General features: G+C 61.1%; 22 protein-coding genes. 18 read left to right on the top strand and 4 right to left on the bottom strand.

Features of this window, described 5'->3' with window-relative positions:
• Nucleotides 1–248 precede the first annotated feature (248 nt).
• The 3 genes from KP808_RS24645 to KP808_RS24635 form a co-directional block, all read right to left on the bottom strand.
• Nucleotides 249–509 (bottom strand): ogr/Delta-like zinc finger family protein, encoded by a 261-nt coding sequence (locus KP808_RS24645; RefSeq protein ID WP_003373152.1) that lies wholly within the window; start codon nt 507–509, stop codon nt 249–251.
• A 75-nt stretch (nt 510–584) separates the two neighbouring features.
• Nucleotides 585–1,436: a phage portal protein gene (locus KP808_RS24640; RefSeq protein ID WP_230018977.1), complete on the bottom strand. Its 852-nt coding sequence runs from the start codon at nt 1,434–1,436 to the stop codon at nt 585–587.
• On the bottom strand, nt 1,363–3,417 hold the full coding sequence (locus KP808_RS24635) for a terminase large subunit domain-containing protein (protein ID WP_230017117.1): 2,055 nt from the start codon (nt 3,415–3,417) through the stop codon (nt 1,363–1,365). The genes KP808_RS24640 and KP808_RS24635 overlap by 74 nt, the downstream gene beginning before the upstream one ends.
• Nucleotides 3,418–3,578: 161 nt before the next feature.
• Here KP808_RS24635 and KP808_RS24630 point away from each other — a divergent pair, with 161 nt between their 5' ends.
• From KP808_RS24630 to gpM, 3 genes are read left to right on the top strand one after another with little or no spacing between them, the layout of a single operon-like run.
• Nucleotides 3,579–4,502 carry a GPO family capsid scaffolding protein gene (locus KP808_RS24630; RefSeq protein ID WP_230017116.1) on the top strand — a complete coding sequence of 308 codons (924 nt, stop codon included), beginning with the start codon at nt 3,579–3,581 and terminating at the stop codon, nt 4,500–4,502.
• A gap of 1 nt (nt 4,503) precedes the next feature.
• Nucleotides 4,504–5,526 (top strand): phage major capsid protein, P2 family, encoded by a 1,023-nt coding sequence (locus KP808_RS24625; protein WP_087673223.1) that lies wholly within the window; start codon nt 4,504–4,506, stop codon nt 5,524–5,526.
• Complete coding sequence (gpM, locus tag KP808_RS24620) at nt 5,523–6,245, top strand: phage terminase small subunit (protein ID WP_230017115.1); 723 nt, start codon at nt 5,523–5,525, stop codon at nt 6,243–6,245. Before KP808_RS24625 ends, gpM begins: the two co-directional genes overlap by 4 nt.
• Before the next feature lie 141 nt (nt 6,246–6,386).
• Here the strand turns inward: gpM and KP808_RS24615 are convergent, their stop codons facing one another.
• Nucleotides 6,387–6,668 carry a hypothetical protein gene (locus KP808_RS24615; protein ID WP_230017114.1) on the bottom strand — a complete coding sequence of 94 codons (282 nt, stop codon included), beginning with the start codon at nt 6,666–6,668 and terminating at the stop codon, nt 6,387–6,389.
• 35 nt (nt 6,669–6,703) lie between these two features.
• Between KP808_RS24615 and KP808_RS24610 the strand changes: the two genes are divergently transcribed.
• The 15 genes from KP808_RS24610 to KP808_RS24540 are packed head-to-tail and all read left to right on the top strand — an operon-like array spanning nt 6,704 to nt 16,050.
• Nucleotides 6,704–7,165 carry a head completion/stabilization protein gene (locus tag KP808_RS24610; protein WP_230017113.1) on the top strand — a complete coding sequence of 154 codons (462 nt, stop codon included), beginning with the start codon at nt 6,704–6,706 and terminating at the stop codon, nt 7,163–7,165.
• Entirely contained in the window at nt 7,162–7,605 is a 444-nt protein-coding gene (locus tag KP808_RS24605) for a phage tail protein (protein ID WP_230017112.1), read from the top strand. Before KP808_RS24610 ends, KP808_RS24605 begins: the two co-directional genes overlap by 4 nt.
• The gene (locus KP808_RS24600; RefSeq protein WP_230017111.1) at nt 7,595–8,263 is read left to right on the top strand and encodes a phage virion morphogenesis protein; all 669 of its coding nucleotides are present in this window, start codon (nt 7,595–7,597) and stop codon (nt 8,261–8,263) included. Before KP808_RS24605 ends, KP808_RS24600 begins: the two co-directional genes overlap by 11 nt.
• Before the next feature lie 14 nt (nt 8,264–8,277).
• Nucleotides 8,278–9,390, top strand: a complete 1,113-nt coding sequence (locus KP808_RS24595; protein ID WP_230017110.1) for a DUF2586 domain-containing protein — start codon at nt 8,278–8,280, stop codon at nt 9,388–9,390.
• A 3-nt stretch (nt 9,391–9,393) separates the two neighbouring features.
• Nucleotides 9,394–9,846: a phage protein gene (locus tag KP808_RS24590; RefSeq protein ID WP_230017109.1), complete on the top strand. Its 453-nt coding sequence runs from the start codon at nt 9,394–9,396 to the stop codon at nt 9,844–9,846.
• Nucleotides 9,846–10,058, top strand: a complete 213-nt coding sequence (locus KP808_RS24585; RefSeq protein ID WP_230017108.1) for a TraR/DksA family transcriptional regulator — start codon at nt 9,846–9,848, stop codon at nt 10,056–10,058. Before KP808_RS24590 ends, KP808_RS24585 begins: the two co-directional genes overlap by 1 nt.
• Entirely contained in the window at nt 10,055–10,261 is a 207-nt protein-coding gene (locus KP808_RS24580; RefSeq protein ID WP_003342302.1) for a hypothetical protein, read from the top strand. The genes KP808_RS24585 and KP808_RS24580 overlap by 4 nt, the downstream gene beginning before the upstream one ends.
• Nucleotides 10,258–10,785, top strand: a complete 528-nt coding sequence (locus tag KP808_RS24575; protein WP_230017107.1) for a lysozyme — start codon at nt 10,258–10,260, stop codon at nt 10,783–10,785. The genes KP808_RS24580 and KP808_RS24575 overlap by 4 nt, the downstream gene beginning before the upstream one ends.
• Complete coding sequence (locus KP808_RS24570; RefSeq protein WP_230017106.1) at nt 10,782–11,261, top strand: lysis system i-spanin subunit Rz; 480 nt, start codon at nt 10,782–10,784, stop codon at nt 11,259–11,261. Before KP808_RS24575 ends, KP808_RS24570 begins: the two co-directional genes overlap by 4 nt.
• Before the next feature lie 33 nt (nt 11,262–11,294).
• Nucleotides 11,295–11,585 (top strand): putative phage tail assembly chaperone, encoded by a 291-nt coding sequence (locus KP808_RS24565; RefSeq protein ID WP_230017105.1) that lies wholly within the window; start codon nt 11,295–11,297, stop codon nt 11,583–11,585.
• A gap of 20 nt (nt 11,586–11,605) precedes the next feature.
• Nucleotides 11,606–11,749, top strand: a complete 144-nt coding sequence (locus tag KP808_RS24560) for a DUF6890 family protein (RefSeq protein ID WP_003342293.1) — start codon at nt 11,606–11,608, stop codon at nt 11,747–11,749.
• Between the two features lie 5 nt (nt 11,750–11,754).
• Entirely contained in the window at nt 11,755–14,046 is a 2,292-nt protein-coding gene (locus KP808_RS24555) for a phage tail tape measure protein (RefSeq protein ID WP_230017104.1), read from the top strand.
• Nucleotides 14,046–14,363 (top strand): DUF2590 family protein, encoded by a 318-nt coding sequence (locus KP808_RS24550; protein WP_230017103.1) that lies wholly within the window; start codon nt 14,046–14,048, stop codon nt 14,361–14,363. Before KP808_RS24555 ends, KP808_RS24550 begins: the two co-directional genes overlap by 1 nt.
• Complete coding sequence (locus KP808_RS24545) at nt 14,360–15,529, top strand: baseplate J/gp47 family protein (RefSeq protein WP_122278817.1); 1,170 nt, start codon at nt 14,360–14,362, stop codon at nt 15,527–15,529. Before KP808_RS24550 ends, KP808_RS24545 begins: the two co-directional genes overlap by 4 nt.
• Nucleotides 15,526–16,050, top strand: a complete 525-nt coding sequence (locus tag KP808_RS24540; RefSeq protein ID WP_230017102.1) for a phage tail protein — start codon at nt 15,526–15,528, stop codon at nt 16,048–16,050. The genes KP808_RS24545 and KP808_RS24540 overlap by 4 nt, the downstream gene beginning before the upstream one ends.

The following is a 16,050-nucleotide window of genomic DNA, read 5'->3' as shown; positions in this document are numbered from 1 at the left end:
GGTTCGCATGTTAGATCTGGTTGAAGTGGAAAACGGCTGTATTGCCGAAGAGGAGCGCGAGTGGATGATAATTAGTCGGAAGGAGCGACTTCTTATTGAGCTCCATCGGCGGATATCAGAACGTGATCAACATCAACTCGTACGTCTCACCTCTGGACTTGTAATCCTAGAACAGGAACAAGTCTGAGTTGATCATTATTTAGACGTACCGAACGTGTATGGACCGCCGTCATCGCGCCGGTGGTCCATCAGGCAACAGCCTGCCTTCCGAGCTGTTCGAACAACTCCTTCTGTTTATCCGGTGTCAAATCACGTAACCGGTCAAACAACAGCACATCCAGCTGCTGTGCGGACGGTCTCAGCGTGTGCGAAAACATCAAATTGGCCACCCAGGTGTGTCCACATTTCGCATCAAGGCACTGGCAGTACAACTTCACATACGCCCTGGTCACCTCCTCCCTAGAGCTGATGCGTCCCTTGTGGCCGCACGTTGTGCAATAAATTCTCATGCTCCCTCCCCAGGGCCATCTTCTCGCTAGTATTTTGCCATACTCATGGTGGCATTATCTGTGGTTTCGGTCATATCAAGCCGTTGCAGGTGTCACCGGTACCAACTGCCAAGAGAACCGCCGGTCTTCTCGCAGCGTCTCATTGGCCTGGTCAAACAGCTGACAGATCGGCCTGATCTCGTTGCTTGTGTAAACGCGATCTATCTTCTCGATGTCACCGAAGCCGCCACTGTTTTCCGGGATGATCCCGGCCAGTGCCGGGTTCATGCGCCAGGCCGCGATCACGTCATTGCGCGTGATGTTCTTCACCTTCTCCAATTCGTCCTTGGCCTGGAAGTCACCCACCGGGATGATCTGGATGGCCTTCTCGGCACCGCCGGGAATGTTGACGAACATCGATCGGAAGTTGCCCACGCCTTTGCTGGCCGTGATCTGGGCACGCAACTCCTCTTCGTCCTCCTCGGTCAGGTTCGGGTCGTTGGTGTAGAAGATGTATCCCGCGTGCGCGCCGTTGCTGTAGTAGCGCCGGCGAAACAGTGTCGCGGCTTCGTTGAGCAGCAGCGCCTGCAGGCCGCCCAGGTACTCAGGCACGCCATAAATGTTCTGCTCTACGTCGTAGTTGAGGACGTGCTCGATCTCGTCGGCGTAAAACTCCGTTTCCTGGCCGTTTTGCTCCAACTGGACGAACCCACCGTCGACCTTCACCCGCATGTTGATAGCGGGAAGGTGACGCAGCTCCAGAATCTGGCCGAGCATATTGGGCACCCGGTAGAAATACGCTTCACCAAACACCATGAAGTCCAGCGCAGCCCGACTCATATCGGCCACTGACAGTCCGGCTGAAGGGATGAACTCACGCAGCAGCAGATTGCGCTTGAACCCTGGAATCGCGCCGTGGTGCGCGTTGGCCTTGAGCAGTTTGGCCAGCCCCCTGCGTGAAACTGGCGGGGTGAATATGCGACCGTCGTCGCTGGCGAACACGCCCAGATATTGCGCGATGTTGTCGGTCAGCACGGATTCCGGCGCGCCGAACGTGAACGCCCGCATGGACCGTTGCGCCGGCTTTTGTTGCTGATGAGTTTTGCGTTTTGCCATGAGGAGTTGATCCAGTGAGTGCGTAGCGACTGCGCCGCTTTTTGTCCGTGTTGAGGGGTTCGTACTGCAGGGCGTGCATGACCGCCCACGCCACGTCTGCGTGACCGGTGGCGTCGGTGCGCGAAGCGCTGTAGGTGACCTGGCCACTGGCGGTCGTGCCGCGCTTGATGGTCAGGAATGCCTGGGCGATATCGTTCCAGCCGGCGTCCCATTCGATGCGGCTGCCTTGGATGGTGTCCTGCGCCTTGAGCACCAAGAGGTTCTTGGTTTCCAGGCTGTAATGGATCGAGGTGGCGCGAGGATAGAAGTCGCGCACCAGGTCGAACACCCCGTAGCCGATGCCGGTCGTATCGATGCCGATGTGCTGGACGTTGAAACGCTCGGTGAGCTTCTTGACCTGCTCGGCCTGGTACTTGAACGACTGGCCCCGCCAGCTGTGCTTCTCTAGGATCCTGAACTTGCCGCCGTTCTCCAGCGGCGGTGCGATGACCACGCAGGTCGCGTCGTCGCGTGTCCGGCTTGGGTCGTACCCAATCCAGACCGGGCTGTTGCCATACGGGCGCGGGTCGTCCGGATCGAAGTCGGCCCACAACGACAGATCCGAATAGCAGCGCTCCAGATCGGCCAGGGAAAACGCGCTCTGGCTGCTGTCGATGAATTTGCACATGAACAACTGCTGGAACTTGTCGTCGTCGTACTCCAACTGCAGCTGCTCGAGGTTGAACAGATCGCAGCCGCCGGCGATCGCGTCCAGAATGGTGATGACCTTGCGCCACTGACCGTCCGGACACAGCGCGCCGGCAGAGATCTGTTTGTCGCTTGGCCATGGATCCTTGGCAGCCTTGCGTTTGCTGTTGCGGAATTTCTCGCCCTGCCAGAACGGGTAGGCCTGGTGCGACACGGCGCTGGGCGTGGAGAAGTAGGTTTTGCGCCACTTCTTGTGGGTGGCCATGGCGCTGGCCACGGTGTTCAGCTTCTCAAAGTCGCGGATCCAGAAATATTCGTCGACGTACACATGGCCATGGTGGCCCTGCGCGGTGCTGCTGTTGGTGCTCAGGAAGCGAAGCTCGGCCCAGGGCTTGCCGTCCTTGCTGAGTACGATCGGGTTGCCGGTCAGCTCCAGGCCAAACCACGACTGGGCAAAGGCGATGATGTAGCTGCGGAAAATCTCGGACTGGGCGCGGCTCGCTGACAGAAACACCTGGTTATCGCCGGTCAGCACCGCATCCATGAAGGCTTCGCCGGCGAAGTAGTAGGTCAGGCCCACCTGGCGGCTTTTGAGGATGTTCCGGATCCTGGCGGTCAGCGGGTTCTGTTTGGCGGCGAACAGCTCTTTCTGGTAGCCGTACATCTTGCTGATGAACTTGTCGAGAAAGTCCACCTCGCGCAGCTCGCTGACGTCGTTCTTGACCTTCTTTTCCCGCTTCTTGCCGTCGCGCTTGCCACGTTCCCGACGCTCGCCGCGCTGGTCGTCACGTCGATGGCCATCGTCGTCCTGCTCATCACGTACCGGCGCAACCGCAGGCTTTGCACACTGCTTGGCCAGGCGCTCGCGAACGGTCGTCAACCGGTCCAGTTCGTCCAGCTCGCCCTTGGTCAGCGAGTCGGCTTTTTCCAGGAGCAGGGTGATACGCCGGCTGACGGCGGTCAGCGGCTCTTCATCCGTCAGCATTTCTTCCCAGCCACCCACGCGGATCCAGTGGTACACGATCCGGATGTTGGGCAGGTTGAGTTGCGCCTGAATTTCCTTGGCCTTGTGGCGGCGCAGAAACAGGCGTTTGGCGGCTTCTTTGACTTCGGTTGAGTAGTACATGGGCCGCAGTCTATGCGGCGAAAACGCGGAAAACGTGCAGTTAAAATCCGCGTTTCTCCTATAAATCGAATATAGGAGAAGCGCGAAAGTAAACCGTTTGTTGGAGGCGTTGCGGCTCCCTATCTTGGGGCCTCAACTCACCGATGAGCGCAGTTCCTACCATGCCCCGTTCCCTTGTCAGCTTCTGGAAACGCGTCGCCACCAGCGGTCCTACCGTTGATGGCCGCGTCATCACGCCCCAGGAACTGCGCGACATCGCCGAGACGTACAGCACCGCCACTTACACAGCGACCATCTGGTCCGAGCATGAGCGCTGGCCAGGCTCCTACGGCACCGTGTTTGCCGTGCGCCTGATCGAGGACGTTGAGGGCCTGGCACCCGGTCAGGTCGCGCTGGAAGCGCAGTTGAAGCCCAACCAAAAGCTGCTGTGGCTCAACGACCAAGGCGAAAAACTCTTCACCAGCATCGAGATCATGCCCGACTTCGCCAACACCGGCAGGGCGTACCTGACCGGCCTGGCCGTCACTGACGAGCCCGCGAGCCTGGGTACTCAGGAACTCTACTTTTCCCGCAAGACCGGCAAGCCCGTGCATTACGCGGCGGCTGTTCCGTTCGGGACGATCGGTGAAGACGAGCCGCAGGGCGAGGTGGCCAAGCTGCTCAATCTGTTCTCCGGCTTTTTCAAGCGCTTTGGCATTGAAGAGGTGCCCGCCGAAACCACCCCGCAACCCCCTACCGAGAGCAAACCCCCAATGGATGAAGCTACAGCCAAAGCGCTGCAGGCCTTGATCGAACAGCAGCTGATCGTCGCCGCCGGCATTCAGGCGCTGATCGACAGCTTCGCAGAAGCCGCACCGGAACCCGACCAGGCACCGATTGACGACGTGCAGGCAGCCGTCGACGGCATCGTGGCCACCGCCGAAGAAGAGAAGCAGTTGAGCCGCAAGGCTACGGCAAACACTGCCGTTCTTGCTGGCCTGGCCAAACTGGAGGCCAAATTCAGCGCCTTGCTGGACAAGCCGGATGGCCGTCAACTGTCGCGCACCACCGGTGCGATTGACCCAAAACCGAAGCGGGTACTCTGACATGGCCCAGTCACTGAGCGCATTCGGCGCGAAAATGTTCGCGGCCCTGCAGGTTTCCCTGGCTGAATCCTACGGCGTCGAGCTGGCCAGCAAGACGTTTAGCGTCGAGCCTTCGATTGCCCAGGAACTCAACGAGGCAATCACCCACAAGTCCGATTTTCTGCAGCGCATCAATGTCATCGGCGTGACCGAGATCAAGGGTCAGAAGGTGTTCCTGGGCGTGTCCGGTCCTGTGACCGGCCGCACCAACACCAAGACTACTGATCGCGAAGCCAAGGACGCATCGGCGCTGGATGATACCCAGTACGAGCTGTATTCCACTGAGTCTGACGTGAGCCTGCCTTACGCCAAAATCGACGCCTGGGCCAAGTTTCCGGACTTCCAGCAGCGCTATTCCTCAGCTGTGCAGAAGCAAATCGCACTCGACCGCCTGATGATCGGCTTCCACGGCCTCAAAGCGGCTCCGCAAACCAGCCTCACTGAATTCCCGATGCTGCAGGACGTGAACAAGGGCTGGTTGCAGATCGCTCGCGAGCAGATCCCTGAGCAGGTCCTGAGTCAGGGCCTGACAGCCGGCAAGATCACGCTGGGCGAAGGCGGCGACTATGCCAACCTCGACGCCTTGGTGCATGACACCAAACAGATGGTCGACGAGCGTGTCCGCGACGGCGGCGATCTGATCGCAATCATTGGCAGTGACCTGTTGGCCTCCGACAAGGCCAAGCTGTACGCCAAACAGGGCGACGTGCCGACCGAGAAAGAACGCATCGAAGATGCTCAGGTCATCGCGACCTATGGCGGCCTGCCAAGCTTCAGCGTGCCGTTCTTTCCGGTCAACTCGGTGGTGGTCACCAGCTTCGACAACCTGTCGATCTATTTCCAGGACTCCAGCTGGCGCAAGCAGACCGTTGATAACCCGAAGCGCTCCCGCGTCGAGGATTACAACAGCCGTAACGAAGGCTATGTGATCGAGCAGCTGGAAAAGTTCGCCATGGCTGAAAACGTCGAAGTGGTGAAAGCATGAGCCTGGCACTGGCGCACAAACGCCGCTTGATCGCAGAAGGCCCAGCGGCCGCGATCGCCGGTGCCCCGATGGCTTATTCCGCTGACACCGCGCTGTCCAGCCCCGCCAATGCACGCAAGCATTTGAAGCTGATGGAAGACGCTCTGGCGGGCGATCTGGAGCGCATCAGCGCGATCAATAGTCGTGAGCAGCGCCAGTTGCTCAAGCGTGACGAGCTGCTGCCCAAGTACCTGGACTATGTACAGCGGTATCGCGATTCGGAATTGAATTTCCAGAACTCGGTGCTGGTGTACGTCCTGATCTGGCTGTTCGACACCGAGCAGTTCACCCAGGGCCTGGAGCTGGCCGACTTCGCCATCTCTCAGGGCCAGGCACTGCCTGAGCGCTTCAATCGCGACATCCCGACGTTCGTTGCAGACGAGGTGATCGACTGGGCCGAGGCTGAATTCAAGGCCAGGCGTAGCCCTGAACCCTACGTTTCCAACCTGCTATCGCGTGTCGACGGTGAATGGGAGCTGTTTGAGCGCATCCCGGCTCGCTACCACAAGTTGCTGGGAATGATCGCGCTGCATCGCAAGGACTGGCCTGTAGCGATTCACCACTTTGAACGAGCTGAACAGCTCTACGAAAGCATCGGCGTAGGGACACGTCTGGCTGACTGCCGCAAGGCACTGGCCAAGGCGCAAGCCAACGCAAACGCCGGCAACGGCAACGAATAATCGACTACCCCCCCCCCGGCGAGAAACTGTGGATGTGAGCCAACCATTTTATGGCCCTGACCCACTGAAACAGTTTTCCCGCCCCTAATACGAAAAGCCCCGCACTGGGCGGGGCTTTGTGAGGCACAGATGTTTAACGGATCACTGCGAAAGCATCTTTATCGTCACCTTCCCGTCGGGGAAAGTCGCGGTGATTTCCAGGTTGCTGCCCCCCAGTACATCTACACATTCTTTCAGGACTGCCAAGTAGTTGTCAGTAACCTTCAATGCGTCTTCGACGGTTTCCGGGCGGATATTTTGGGCTTCAAGCCACATAAGAGCCATGGCATGTGCCTGAACAAGCTCGTTGCTGTGTGCTGCGGCTGGCTCGCGGTTTTCAAGCCACGCGTTCAGGGTATCGGTTCGTTTAGTTTCTTCGGCCATTTTTCCCGTTCCTCTACGACATCTAGAGGGAGTGTATGAGCTTTTCCGGGAAACCCACCACCTTTGTGGAGCAAGCGATCGAGAACGACGGCTTCTGGCCGAACCTCTCCGTGGCTGAGTTTCAGAAAGGTTACCGCCTGCCGGCGGAGTACCTGGTAGAGATGCTGGCCGCCGATCTGACCACGGCCATGGTTGAGGTCAACACCGACCTGGCCAAGTTAAAAGCGCGCTGGCAGGGCGCTGGCGTGTCCAACGTTGAGTCTGCAGACACCACCGTCCTGCCAGAGCGCACCTTTCAAGCGGCGACGTACAAGCGTGCTGTCTACAGCCGGGCCAAAGCCAGCCTGCTGACTCAGTTCGCAACGGTCAATCGTCGCGAAAGCGCCGAAAACGTGGGCAAGGAACTGCCGGAACGATCCGAAACCTTCCTCGCTTTCAGCCAGGCCGCCGTGCGGTCGCTGCAGGGCCGTGGCCGCATCACGGCGGCGCTGCTGTGATCAAGCTCAAGGCGTTGACCGCCTATCTGCTGTCGCGCCAGATGGTCGCACCGGAACAGCTCGACAGCTGGACCGACCAGGTCCAGGTGGAATTGATCTGGAAGCCTGACACCCAGGGTATGCACATGGGTGACATGAACTACGGCGCGACGATCTCGATCGAGCGGTTCGCTGATCACCCGGCGCGTCTATTCGCCCTGGTAGGCAGTTGGCTGGAAAACAACGACCAGGACCGCGATGGTCTGCCCAATGTCGTGTTCGACGTGGTCATGCTCGATAACGACCTGGCCGACGTCGACATCAAGCTGCAGTTCACCGAGGCCCAATACCTGGCAGAGGATTCTGCCGGCGAGATCGAGGCATTAGGCAGCACCTGGTCATTTGTGCCGTTCGACCTGTGGGTCGCTGAGAACGGCGAGGTGACCGGCAATGGCCTTTGATCTGGACATTCGCGGCATGCTCGAAGCTCAGGATCTGCTGGCCCTGATGGAGCTGCCGTTGCCCAAGCGCAAGCGCCTGCTGAACAACGTGGCCAAGCGCGTGCGCAGCTTGAGCCGCCAGCGGATCCGCAACCAGCAGAACCTGGACGGCACGCCGTTTGAGGCCCGCAAGGACACGTTCAAGGGCAAGAAAAAGATGGAAACGGGACTGGGCAAGCTGCTCGACGTCACCCGTTTGACCGGCAACGAGGCTGAGCTGGGCTGGCGTAACACGCTGACCCGCTGGGTTGCCTCGCAGCAGCACAACGGCGTGTCCGAGCGGCGCACCGCCGCGCAGATGCGCCAGTGGAACACTGTTCCGCCGGGCACCGCCGCTACCGAAAAGCAGGCCAAGACCCTGCGACGTCTGGGTTTCAAGACCCGCCAGACCGGCAAAAAGACCCTGACCCGTCCATCCGTGGCGTGGATCCAGCAACACCTGAACTACGCCCGGGCGGGATTGCTGATCCGCGTCCTGGACGACCAACGAGCCGAATCCGCCGGCGCGCAAAGCTGGGACATCCAGCTACCTGCACGCCAGTTCCTCGGTGCCAGCGAAAGTGAAACCAGCCAGCTGGTGAATCTGGTGCTGCGACAAATCCTTAATTCACCCCGCTAACGAGGCACCGCTTTATGGCACTCGGCAAAGTCAGCGTTAACAATCTCAACCTCGGCCAGGGTGCCGTGAGCGAGATCGAACGCTATTTCCTGTTCATCGGTCCCGCTGCCAAGAACGTCGGCAAGCTGGTCCCGTTGGACACCCAAAGTGATCTGGACGTCCAGCTGGGCGTTGCGGACAGCGGCTTGAAAACCCAGATCCTTGCGGCGCGCAGCAACGGCGGCGATCGCTGGGCCTGCATCGCCGCTCCGATCGCAGGCGAAACCACCTGGCAACAGGCGCTTGAGAGCGCGGCCCGCAGTTATTCCTTCGAAGCGGTGGTGATCGTCAACCCGGTGACCACTCAGGCCGAGCTGTCAGCGATGCACGTTGCAGCCAATGACCTGAGCAACAAGCTGGGCCGCCGCGTCTTCGTGCTGGCGGCCACTGCCGGCATTGCTCCGCAGTTGAGCTGGAGCGCTTACGTCGTCGAGCAGAAGGCCATCGTCGACGGCCTGGCTGCGCCTCGGGTCCTGCCGGTACCGCAACTGCACGGCAATAACCTGGGCGTGCTGGCCGGTCGACTGGCCAATGCCGCCGTGAGCATTGCCGACACCCCGATGCGCGTTGCCACCGGCGCGGTCCTGGGCCTGGGCGCTGAACCCAAAGACATGGACGGCATCCCGCTGAGCACCGCGGTGCTTTCGCAGCTCGACGCAGCGCGTCTGTCTGTGCCGCAGACGTACCCGGACTATCCGGGCACCTACTGGGGCGACGGCAACCTGCTGGACACCCCCGGCAGTGACTTCCAGGTGATCGAGAACCTGCGTGTCGTCGACAAGGCTGCCCGCCGCGTGCGGATCTTGCTGATTCGCTATGTGGGTGATCGGAGCCTGAACAACTCGGCCAATAGCATGGCGACCACCACGTCCAAGCTGATGGCCCCGCTGCGCGCGATGGCCAAGTCCACCAAATTCGCCGGCCAAGTGTTTCCTGGCGAGATCGAGCAGCCCAAGGACGGCGACATCGTGCTGACCTGGACGAGCAAAACCTCTGTCGTGGCCTACCTCAAGCTGCGCCCCCTCAACTGCCCGAAAGACCTGACCGCGAACATCGCGCTGGACCTTTCCGTTACGGATTCGGAGTAACCCATGGCCGCAAAAATTGGCGGTAAGAACTTCGACGTGAACCTGGGCGATCTGCTCGTTCACGTCGAGGCCGGTACCATCGACATCACGGACAACAGCACCGTGGCCCAGACCAAGGGCGTGCCCAATGGCCACGTCGACGGCGATGTCGCTGCAGCTGGCGAACTGGAGCTGGACACCACCAACTTCAATCTGCTGATCGAGCAGGCCAAGACTGCGGGAAGTTTCCGCGAGCTGGAGCCGTTCGACCTCGTGTTCTTCGCCAAGGCCGGCGAGGAGGAACTGCGCATTGAGGCGTTCGGCTGCAAGGTTCGTGTGTCTAGCCTGCTGAGCATCGATCCGAAAGGCGGGGCGAAAAACACCCACAAGGTTCCGTTCGACGTCACCAGTCCGGACTTCATTAAGATCAACGGCGTGCCGTACCTGGCTGCTGCTGAAATCGAGGGCCTGACGTAATGGTCTGCCCGTTCGATCGTGCGCAGGCTCTGGAGCAGCGTCAACGTGACCAGGCCATTGCGGCCCAGTTGGCCAAGCCGCGAGCGAGCGGGCCGAGCCTCACCCATTGCCAGGACTGCGACAAGGAGATCCCGCCAGCACGCCAGGCGCTGGGTGGCATGACTCGTTGCGTGCCTTGCCAAACCCTGACTGAAAAGGGGCCTCGTCGATGAGCACCAATCAAGCTGCTCAGGACACCGCTATTGCATTGGTAAAGGCGTCGCCCGCGATCGGCGTCGCCGCCACCGGTGCGACCGGTGCCGTTGACTGGTCCGCCGTGGCCTACATGCTGACCGCGTTTTACATGGTGCTGCAGATCCTGCTGCTGATCCCCAAGTACCGCCAGATGCTGCGGGACTGGAGGGTCAAACCATGAGCCTGCGGGTCAAGATCACCGCAGGCGTGCTGCTGCTCTGCAGCGGCACGTTGACCGCGTTTCTGGGCACCTGGGAAGGGAACGGCCAGAACGTGGTGTATGCCGACAAGCTGGCCAGTGGTTTGCCCACGGTCTGCAAGGGCATCACCAAGCACACTAGCCCGGATCCAGTGGTGGTCGGTGAATATTGGTCCGATGCGCGCTGCGCCGAGGTGGAAGGCCTGGTCATCGCCAAGGGCCAGTTGAGCCTGGCCGACTGCCTGACCAACCAGATGATCGGGCAGAACACGTTCGACGCCTTGAGCAGCCATGGCCACAACTTCGGCGTGCCGACGACGTGCGCGAGCCGTGCTGTGGGCCTGATCAATGCGGGCCGCATTACCGAGGGCTGCAAGGCGCTGGCGTGGGCTTCCGACGGCACGACGCCCGTCTGGGCCTATGTGACGGGTGCCGATGGCCGCAAGACCTTTGTCCGTGGCTTGCACTACCGCCGACTGGCCGAAATGAGGCTGTGCCTGCAATGACCATCAGCCCGCTGCGCCTTGCCCTGTTTCTGCTGGTGGTCGGCCTGCTGACCTGGTGCGCTTTCGAGTACCAGGGCAACCAGCTCGATGTCGCCCGCGCTGATCTGGTCGACGCCGCTGCAGATCTGCACACCGAGCGAGAGGCTGCCCGCCTGGCCGGCGAACAGCTCGCAGCGCGGGACCAGCTCGACACCCACCATACCCAGGAACTGAACAGTGCCCGCTCTCAAATCAATACTCTGCAGCTGGCTGTTGCTGATGGCCGTTACCGGCTGCGCATCAAAGCCATCTGCCCCGCAATGCCCAGTGCCACCGGCACCGCCGGCCTGGCTGATGCAGGCAGCGCCGAACTCGCAGCAGACGCTCGACCTGATTATTTCACCCTCCGAGATCAGCTCGCCTTAAGCCGGCAAATGATCCTCGGCCTGCAGGACTACATCCGCCAGGTCGTGCAACGCACACCGGCACAACCCTGACCCTTTGCAACTCAACCCTACGGAAACACCGACATGAGCGAAGTAAACCGCAGCATCACCCTGGAACGTGGCGACAAGGAATTCACGTTCAACCTGAGCCCTCAGGTCATCACCAAGTATTTCAATGCCACCACCCAGGCGAACAAGGTCGCCCCGGCCCACAACCTGCTGATGAGCACCGTCAAGGACGAAGACAAAGCCGCGCTCAAAGCGTTGCTGGAAAACCCGATCACCACCATGACTCTGGCCGGCGCGCTGCTGGAAGAGTATTCGCCGGACGTTGAAGTGATCGTAAAAAAGCCCTCGAGCACGCTGACGGCTTGACCGAAGACGGGCTGGGCCAACTGCTGGCCCTGACCCAACGCTGGCTGCCTGGCGCTGAACCCACGATCGAGAGCATGGGCACCGCCAAGTGGCTGGAAGACGAACACTGGAGACGCATGGAAATTGCTGTCGCCAACGGTATTTCCACTGCCTTTAACGGATAACCCTGATGGCTGACCGTTCCGCCCGCCTGGCTTTCATCCTGAACCTGACCGACAAGGTCAGCGCCCCCCTGGGCAAGGTGAAAACCACGTTTAGCGACCTTGCCGCGCAGAGCCAGCAGAACATCATTCAGATGGGCGCGGGCTTGGCCGGCATGGTGGGCGCGGGTAAAGCCATCACCGAGTCACTGGAGCCGGCGCTGGAGGTCAACCGGGCGCTGGGTGACATGCGCGCCCTGGGAACGGCCGAGGACGCGCTGGCGTCGTTGAACCGCAAGGCCCTTGAATTTTCGATCACCTACGCCACCAGCGCCGCCGAGTTTGTGGCGTCGTCACGGGTAATCGATGGCGCGATCAAGGGCCTGGTCGGCGGCCAGCTGGCCGCTATCACCAGTTCCAGCAACCTGCTGGCCAAGGTCACCAAGGCCGATGCGGAAACCACCGGTGCGTACCTGGGCACCATGTACAACCTGTTCAAGACCGAAGCCGACAAGATGGGCAAGGTCGAATGGGTCGAGCAGTTGACTGGGCAAACGGCGCTGGCGGTGAAGCTATTCCGCACAGACGGTGCTCAGCTCAAGGACGCCTTCAAGGAAGTGGGCGCTATTGCCACGCAGGCCGGTGTGGGCGTGGCCGAGCAGATGGCCGTGATCGGTACGCTGTCCAGCACCATGGAAGGCGGCGACGCCGGCGGGCGCTACAAGGCGTTCTTTGAAAACATCGGCGCAGCGGCTGAGAAAACCGGCCTCACCTTCACCGATGCCGCCGGCAATACGCTGCCGATGATCCAGATCCTGGACAAGCTGCAGGGCAAGTATGGCGACCTGACCAGCGCCGCCGCCGGCACCAAGCTGGTGGAGGCCTTCGGCGGCGAGGGTGCCCAGGTGATCGGCGCGCTGGCCAAGGACACCGACCGGCTTCGCAACGGTATCAGCGAGCTGGGCAAGGTTCGGGGTCTTGAGAACGCCGAAAAGATGGCCAAGGCGATGGTCGATCCGTGGCAGCAGTTCGGTAAAGCCGTCGATGCGCTGCGCATTTCATTTGGCCAATCCCTGATTCCGACCCTGACGCCGCTGATGGAGCGCCTGGTGGGCATTGCCTCAACGCTGACGCGTTGGATGCAGCTGTTCCCCAACATTACGCGGGTCATCGGCATCACGACGCTGATCATTTTTGGCTTCGTCGCGGCCATGTCGTTGCTGACCCTTGTCGTGGGGGTCAGCAAGATGGTCTGGCTGGGCATGCTCACGGTCTGGAAGCTGCTTAACTGGCAGGGGTTCAAGTCCATTGCCATGTTCCTGTTTCACACCGTGCTGGTCGCGGCCTTCGCTGCAGGCCTGGTGATCCTGTACACCTGGATGGGTCTGGTGCGGCTCGGCATGTTGCTGTGGCAGGGCGCGATTTGGCTGGTCAACGCTGCCATGCTGGCCAACCCGGTGCTGCTGATTGTGGCTGGCATCGTTTTGCTGGCCGCTGCCGTGGTCGCCGCCGTCGTGTACTGGGACGAACTGTGCGCCGCATTGATGAACACCACCGCGTTCCAGTGGATCAGTGATCAGTTGAGCACCTTGTCCAACTGGTTCGGCTCGATGGGCGGCTGGTCGGGTATCGCCAAAACAGCGTGGGACAGCATCCTGGCCACCGTGAAAGGCGCGATCAATGGCCTGATCGAGATGGCCAACAAAATCCCCGGCGTGAACATCGAAACCACGTTTGGCGATCTGCCCGAGCCGCCTAAGGTGCCCGATCTGCCCGGTCAGGTGGGTGCACCGGTGCCGGGTCCTCAGTTGCCGGCAGTGGTGACCACACCACCAGTGGGCACCGTGCCGGGGCCGAAAGTCACGTCGGCTGCCCCTGCACCGGTGAGCCAACCACCCAAGCCGCTGGCCCTGGTGCCGGCTGCCGTCACCCGGTCTGCGCCGGCGCAGGTTCCCGCGCCTGTAGTCCAGGTTCAACCGGCACCGCCTATCAGCCTGCCGCAGGCGTCCGCTGACCTGGCGTTTTCAATGCCGCCCAAAGCGGCACTGCCGGCGCGCGTCGAGAAGGTCATCGAGCTGCCCGCCAAATCGGACAAGGGCATTGAAGCCCGCAAGGCGATCAACGCCAACACGTCGATCAGCCCCACCAAACCCCAGGCCGTCCCGAAAGGAGGACTGATGCAAAGCTTCCAGAACCAGAGCAACGCCATGAACCCCAACCAGCGCGCCGGCACCCACGTCGAGACGCTGAACATCAACACCGCCAAACCGATGACCCCGCTGGAGCTGGAAAACATGATGGCCATGGCGGTGGGCGGCTGATGAGCGAATACGTCGATCTACTGATCATGAACAACGACCTGGTGCTCGATCCGGCCCGACAGCCACTGTTGGTGACTGACCGCGCCTCGATCGCCCAGGACATCGCGCACCTGATCCGTGAAAGTGGCCTGCTGATCACGCTGGTGGCCGAGCGTGACCGGCTGCGTCAGCGCGACTGCATTCAGCAGATGGAATTGCTGGTGGAAGCGGACGAACGCTTGGTGCCAGGCACCGCGCAGATCGTTCAGAGCAGTCCGGGGCTGTACCTGGTCACCGCCACGACCGTTAAATTCGGCCTGCTGGAGCTCACCCTGTGACCGTCGATTTTAAAAAGGCCCTCAGTGATTCCGGCGTGCCCACCACTGATGCGCAGCTCAAGCAGGCCTGGGAAAAGCTGGCCGTCGAGCAGGGCAGCACGCTGAGCAACACCAGCGCTTACAGCCCGTTCTGGCGAATCATCACGGCGCTGGTCACAAAACCGGTGCTGTGGCTGCTTGAGTTCGTCAGCGGCACGGTGCTGCCGAACTTCTTCGTCAAGACCGCCGGCGCGCAGTGGCTGGATATGCTGGCCTGGGCGGTGAACATCGAGCGCAAGGCTGCCACGGTGGCCACCGGGGAACTGCTGTTCACCCGCGCCAATACCGGTGGCGAGCTGGAAGTGCCGATCGGCACTGTCGTCCAGTCGCCGACCCTCAATGGTCATATCTATCAGTTGGTGACCACCGAGCCGCGCAGCTTTGAAGAGGGCCAGAGCCAATTGGTGGTGCCGGTCAAGGCCGTGGGTGCCGGCAGCGGCTACAACCTGGCACCGGGTTACTACGCGGTGCTGCCCCAGTCTGTGCCTGGCATCGTCCAGGTGGTGAACAACACCGACTGGCTGCAGACGCCTGGCGCGGATTCCGAGCACGACGACCAGTTGCGCCTGCGTGTGCGCAACCAGTTCTCGGCGGTGAACCAGTGGCACACCGACGCGGTGTACCGGGCGATCATCACCGGGTTTCCTGGCGTTGCCGCTGACGGCGTGTACTTTGAACACGGCGCGCCTCGTGGCCCCGGCAGTGCCAATGCCTTTGTGCTGTTTGACGCCGGCGTGCCCGCCGATACGTTCCTGGAGCAGATCAACACGCACATTCGTGACGGCGGCAATCATGGCCACGGCGACGATCTGCTGGCGATGGCCATGCCTGAAACGCTGAACGCGATCAGCCTCAGGGTCTGGCCGGTGGCCAACCTCACCGTGCTGCAGCTGCAGACGCTGCAGGCCGAGATCGGGCTGTTCATCCGCGCTGCTTTTCGCGAGAGCACCCAGAGTGACTACGCGCCGACCCGCACGTTTCCTCAGTCGCGGTTCAGTTTCAGCCGCCTGACCGAAGAGTTGCACGCCCAGTTTCCGAACATCAGCTCGTTGCGGTTTGCCAACAGCGACATCGTGTCAGCGCTGGATATCCCGCGTATCAGCACCCTGGCAGTGGTCCTGCAATGATCAAGCTCAAACTGCCGTTCTGGCTCGAGGGACTGGAGCTGACCAAGCTGGTGGCCACCGCCCAGTTCTGGTGGGAGCAGGCCACCGAGTGGCTGCGCTGGCCTTACCTGCAGTTCGACGCGGACACCTGCCACCTGTCCATTCTGGAGCTGTGGGCCTGGCAGCGCGACGTCACCCGCTTTGCCGCCGAACCTGAAAGCCTGTTCCGGTTGCGGGTCAAGTACGCCTTTATCAACTCAGTGGACGCCGGCAGCACTACCGGATTGAAACGCATCCTGGAGCGCCTCGGCGTGGGCTACGTCGAGATCCAGGAGCGCATGCCCGAACGCGACTGGGACGTCGTGCTGCTCACCCTGAGCGATTCCCAACTGTCCGAGAACCCCGACTTGTTGCGCGTGCTAATCCGTCAGTACGGGCGCACCTGTCGCCGGTACGACTTCGTAACTATCACCCCGGTGCAACTTGCTGTTGCCCTGGTGGATTTCAATGACGATCAGCAAACGCTGGTCGCCAGCCTTTAG

Source organism: Pseudomonas savastanoi, assembly GCF_020917325.1.
Lineage (GTDB): Bacteria > Pseudomonadota > Gammaproteobacteria > Pseudomonadales > Pseudomonadaceae > Aquipseudomonas > Aquipseudomonas amygdali.
This window is presented reverse-complemented; position numbering and strand designations above follow the sequence as displayed.

What these genes read in the sequence shown, in the direction of transcription:
- KP808_RS24565 (WP_230017105.1), top strand. Translation starts at nt 11,295, where the DNA reads ATGAGCGAAGTAAACCGCAGCATCACCCTGGAACGTGGCGACAAGGAA.
- KP808_RS24540 (WP_230017102.1), top strand. Translation starts at nt 15,526, where the DNA reads ATGATCAAGCTCAAACTGCCGTTCTGGCTCGAGGGACTGGAGCTGACC.
- KP808_RS24610 (WP_230017113.1), top strand. Translation starts at nt 6,704, where the DNA reads ATGAGCTTTTCCGGGAAACCCACCACCTTTGTGGAGCAAGCGATCGAG.
- KP808_RS24550 (WP_230017103.1), top strand. Translation starts at nt 14,046, where the DNA reads ATGAGCGAATACGTCGATCTACTGATCATGAACAACGACCTGGTGCTC.
- KP808_RS24600 (WP_230017111.1), top strand. Translation starts at nt 7,595, where the DNA reads ATGGCCTTTGATCTGGACATTCGCGGCATGCTCGAAGCTCAGGATCTG.
- gpM (WP_230017115.1), top strand. Translation starts at nt 5,523, where the DNA reads ATGAGCCTGGCACTGGCGCACAAACGCCGCTTGATCGCAGAAGGCCCA.
- KP808_RS24645 (WP_003373152.1), bottom strand. Translation starts at nt 509, where the DNA reads ATGAGAATTTATTGCACAACGTGCGGCCACAAGGGACGCATCAGCTCT.
- KP808_RS24595 (WP_230017110.1), top strand. Translation starts at nt 8,278, where the DNA reads ATGGCACTCGGCAAAGTCAGCGTTAACAATCTCAACCTCGGCCAGGGT.
- KP808_RS24630 (WP_230017116.1), top strand. Translation starts at nt 3,579, where the DNA reads ATGCCCCGTTCCCTTGTCAGCTTCTGGAAACGCGTCGCCACCAGCGGT.
- KP808_RS24585 (WP_230017108.1), top strand. Translation starts at nt 9,846, where the DNA reads ATGGTCTGCCCGTTCGATCGTGCGCAGGCTCTGGAGCAGCGTCAACGT.
- KP808_RS24580 (WP_003342302.1), top strand. Translation starts at nt 10,055, where the DNA reads ATGAGCACCAATCAAGCTGCTCAGGACACCGCTATTGCATTGGTAAAG.
- KP808_RS24625 (WP_087673223.1), top strand. Translation starts at nt 4,504, where the DNA reads ATGGCCCAGTCACTGAGCGCATTCGGCGCGAAAATGTTCGCGGCCCTG.
- KP808_RS24575 (WP_230017107.1), top strand. Translation starts at nt 10,258, where the DNA reads ATGAGCCTGCGGGTCAAGATCACCGCAGGCGTGCTGCTGCTCTGCAGC.
- KP808_RS24635 (WP_230017117.1), bottom strand. Translation starts at nt 3,417, where the DNA reads ATGTACTACTCAACCGAAGTCAAAGAAGCCGCCAAACGCCTGTTTCTG.
- KP808_RS24555 (WP_230017104.1), top strand. Translation starts at nt 11,755, where the DNA reads ATGGCTGACCGTTCCGCCCGCCTGGCTTTCATCCTGAACCTGACCGAC.
- KP808_RS24615 (WP_230017114.1), bottom strand. Translation starts at nt 6,668, where the DNA reads ATGGCCGAAGAAACTAAACGAACCGATACCCTGAACGCGTGGCTTGAA.
- KP808_RS24590 (WP_230017109.1), top strand. Translation starts at nt 9,394, where the DNA reads ATGGCCGCAAAAATTGGCGGTAAGAACTTCGACGTGAACCTGGGCGAT.
- KP808_RS24570 (WP_230017106.1), top strand. Translation starts at nt 10,782, where the DNA reads ATGACCATCAGCCCGCTGCGCCTTGCCCTGTTTCTGCTGGTGGTCGGC.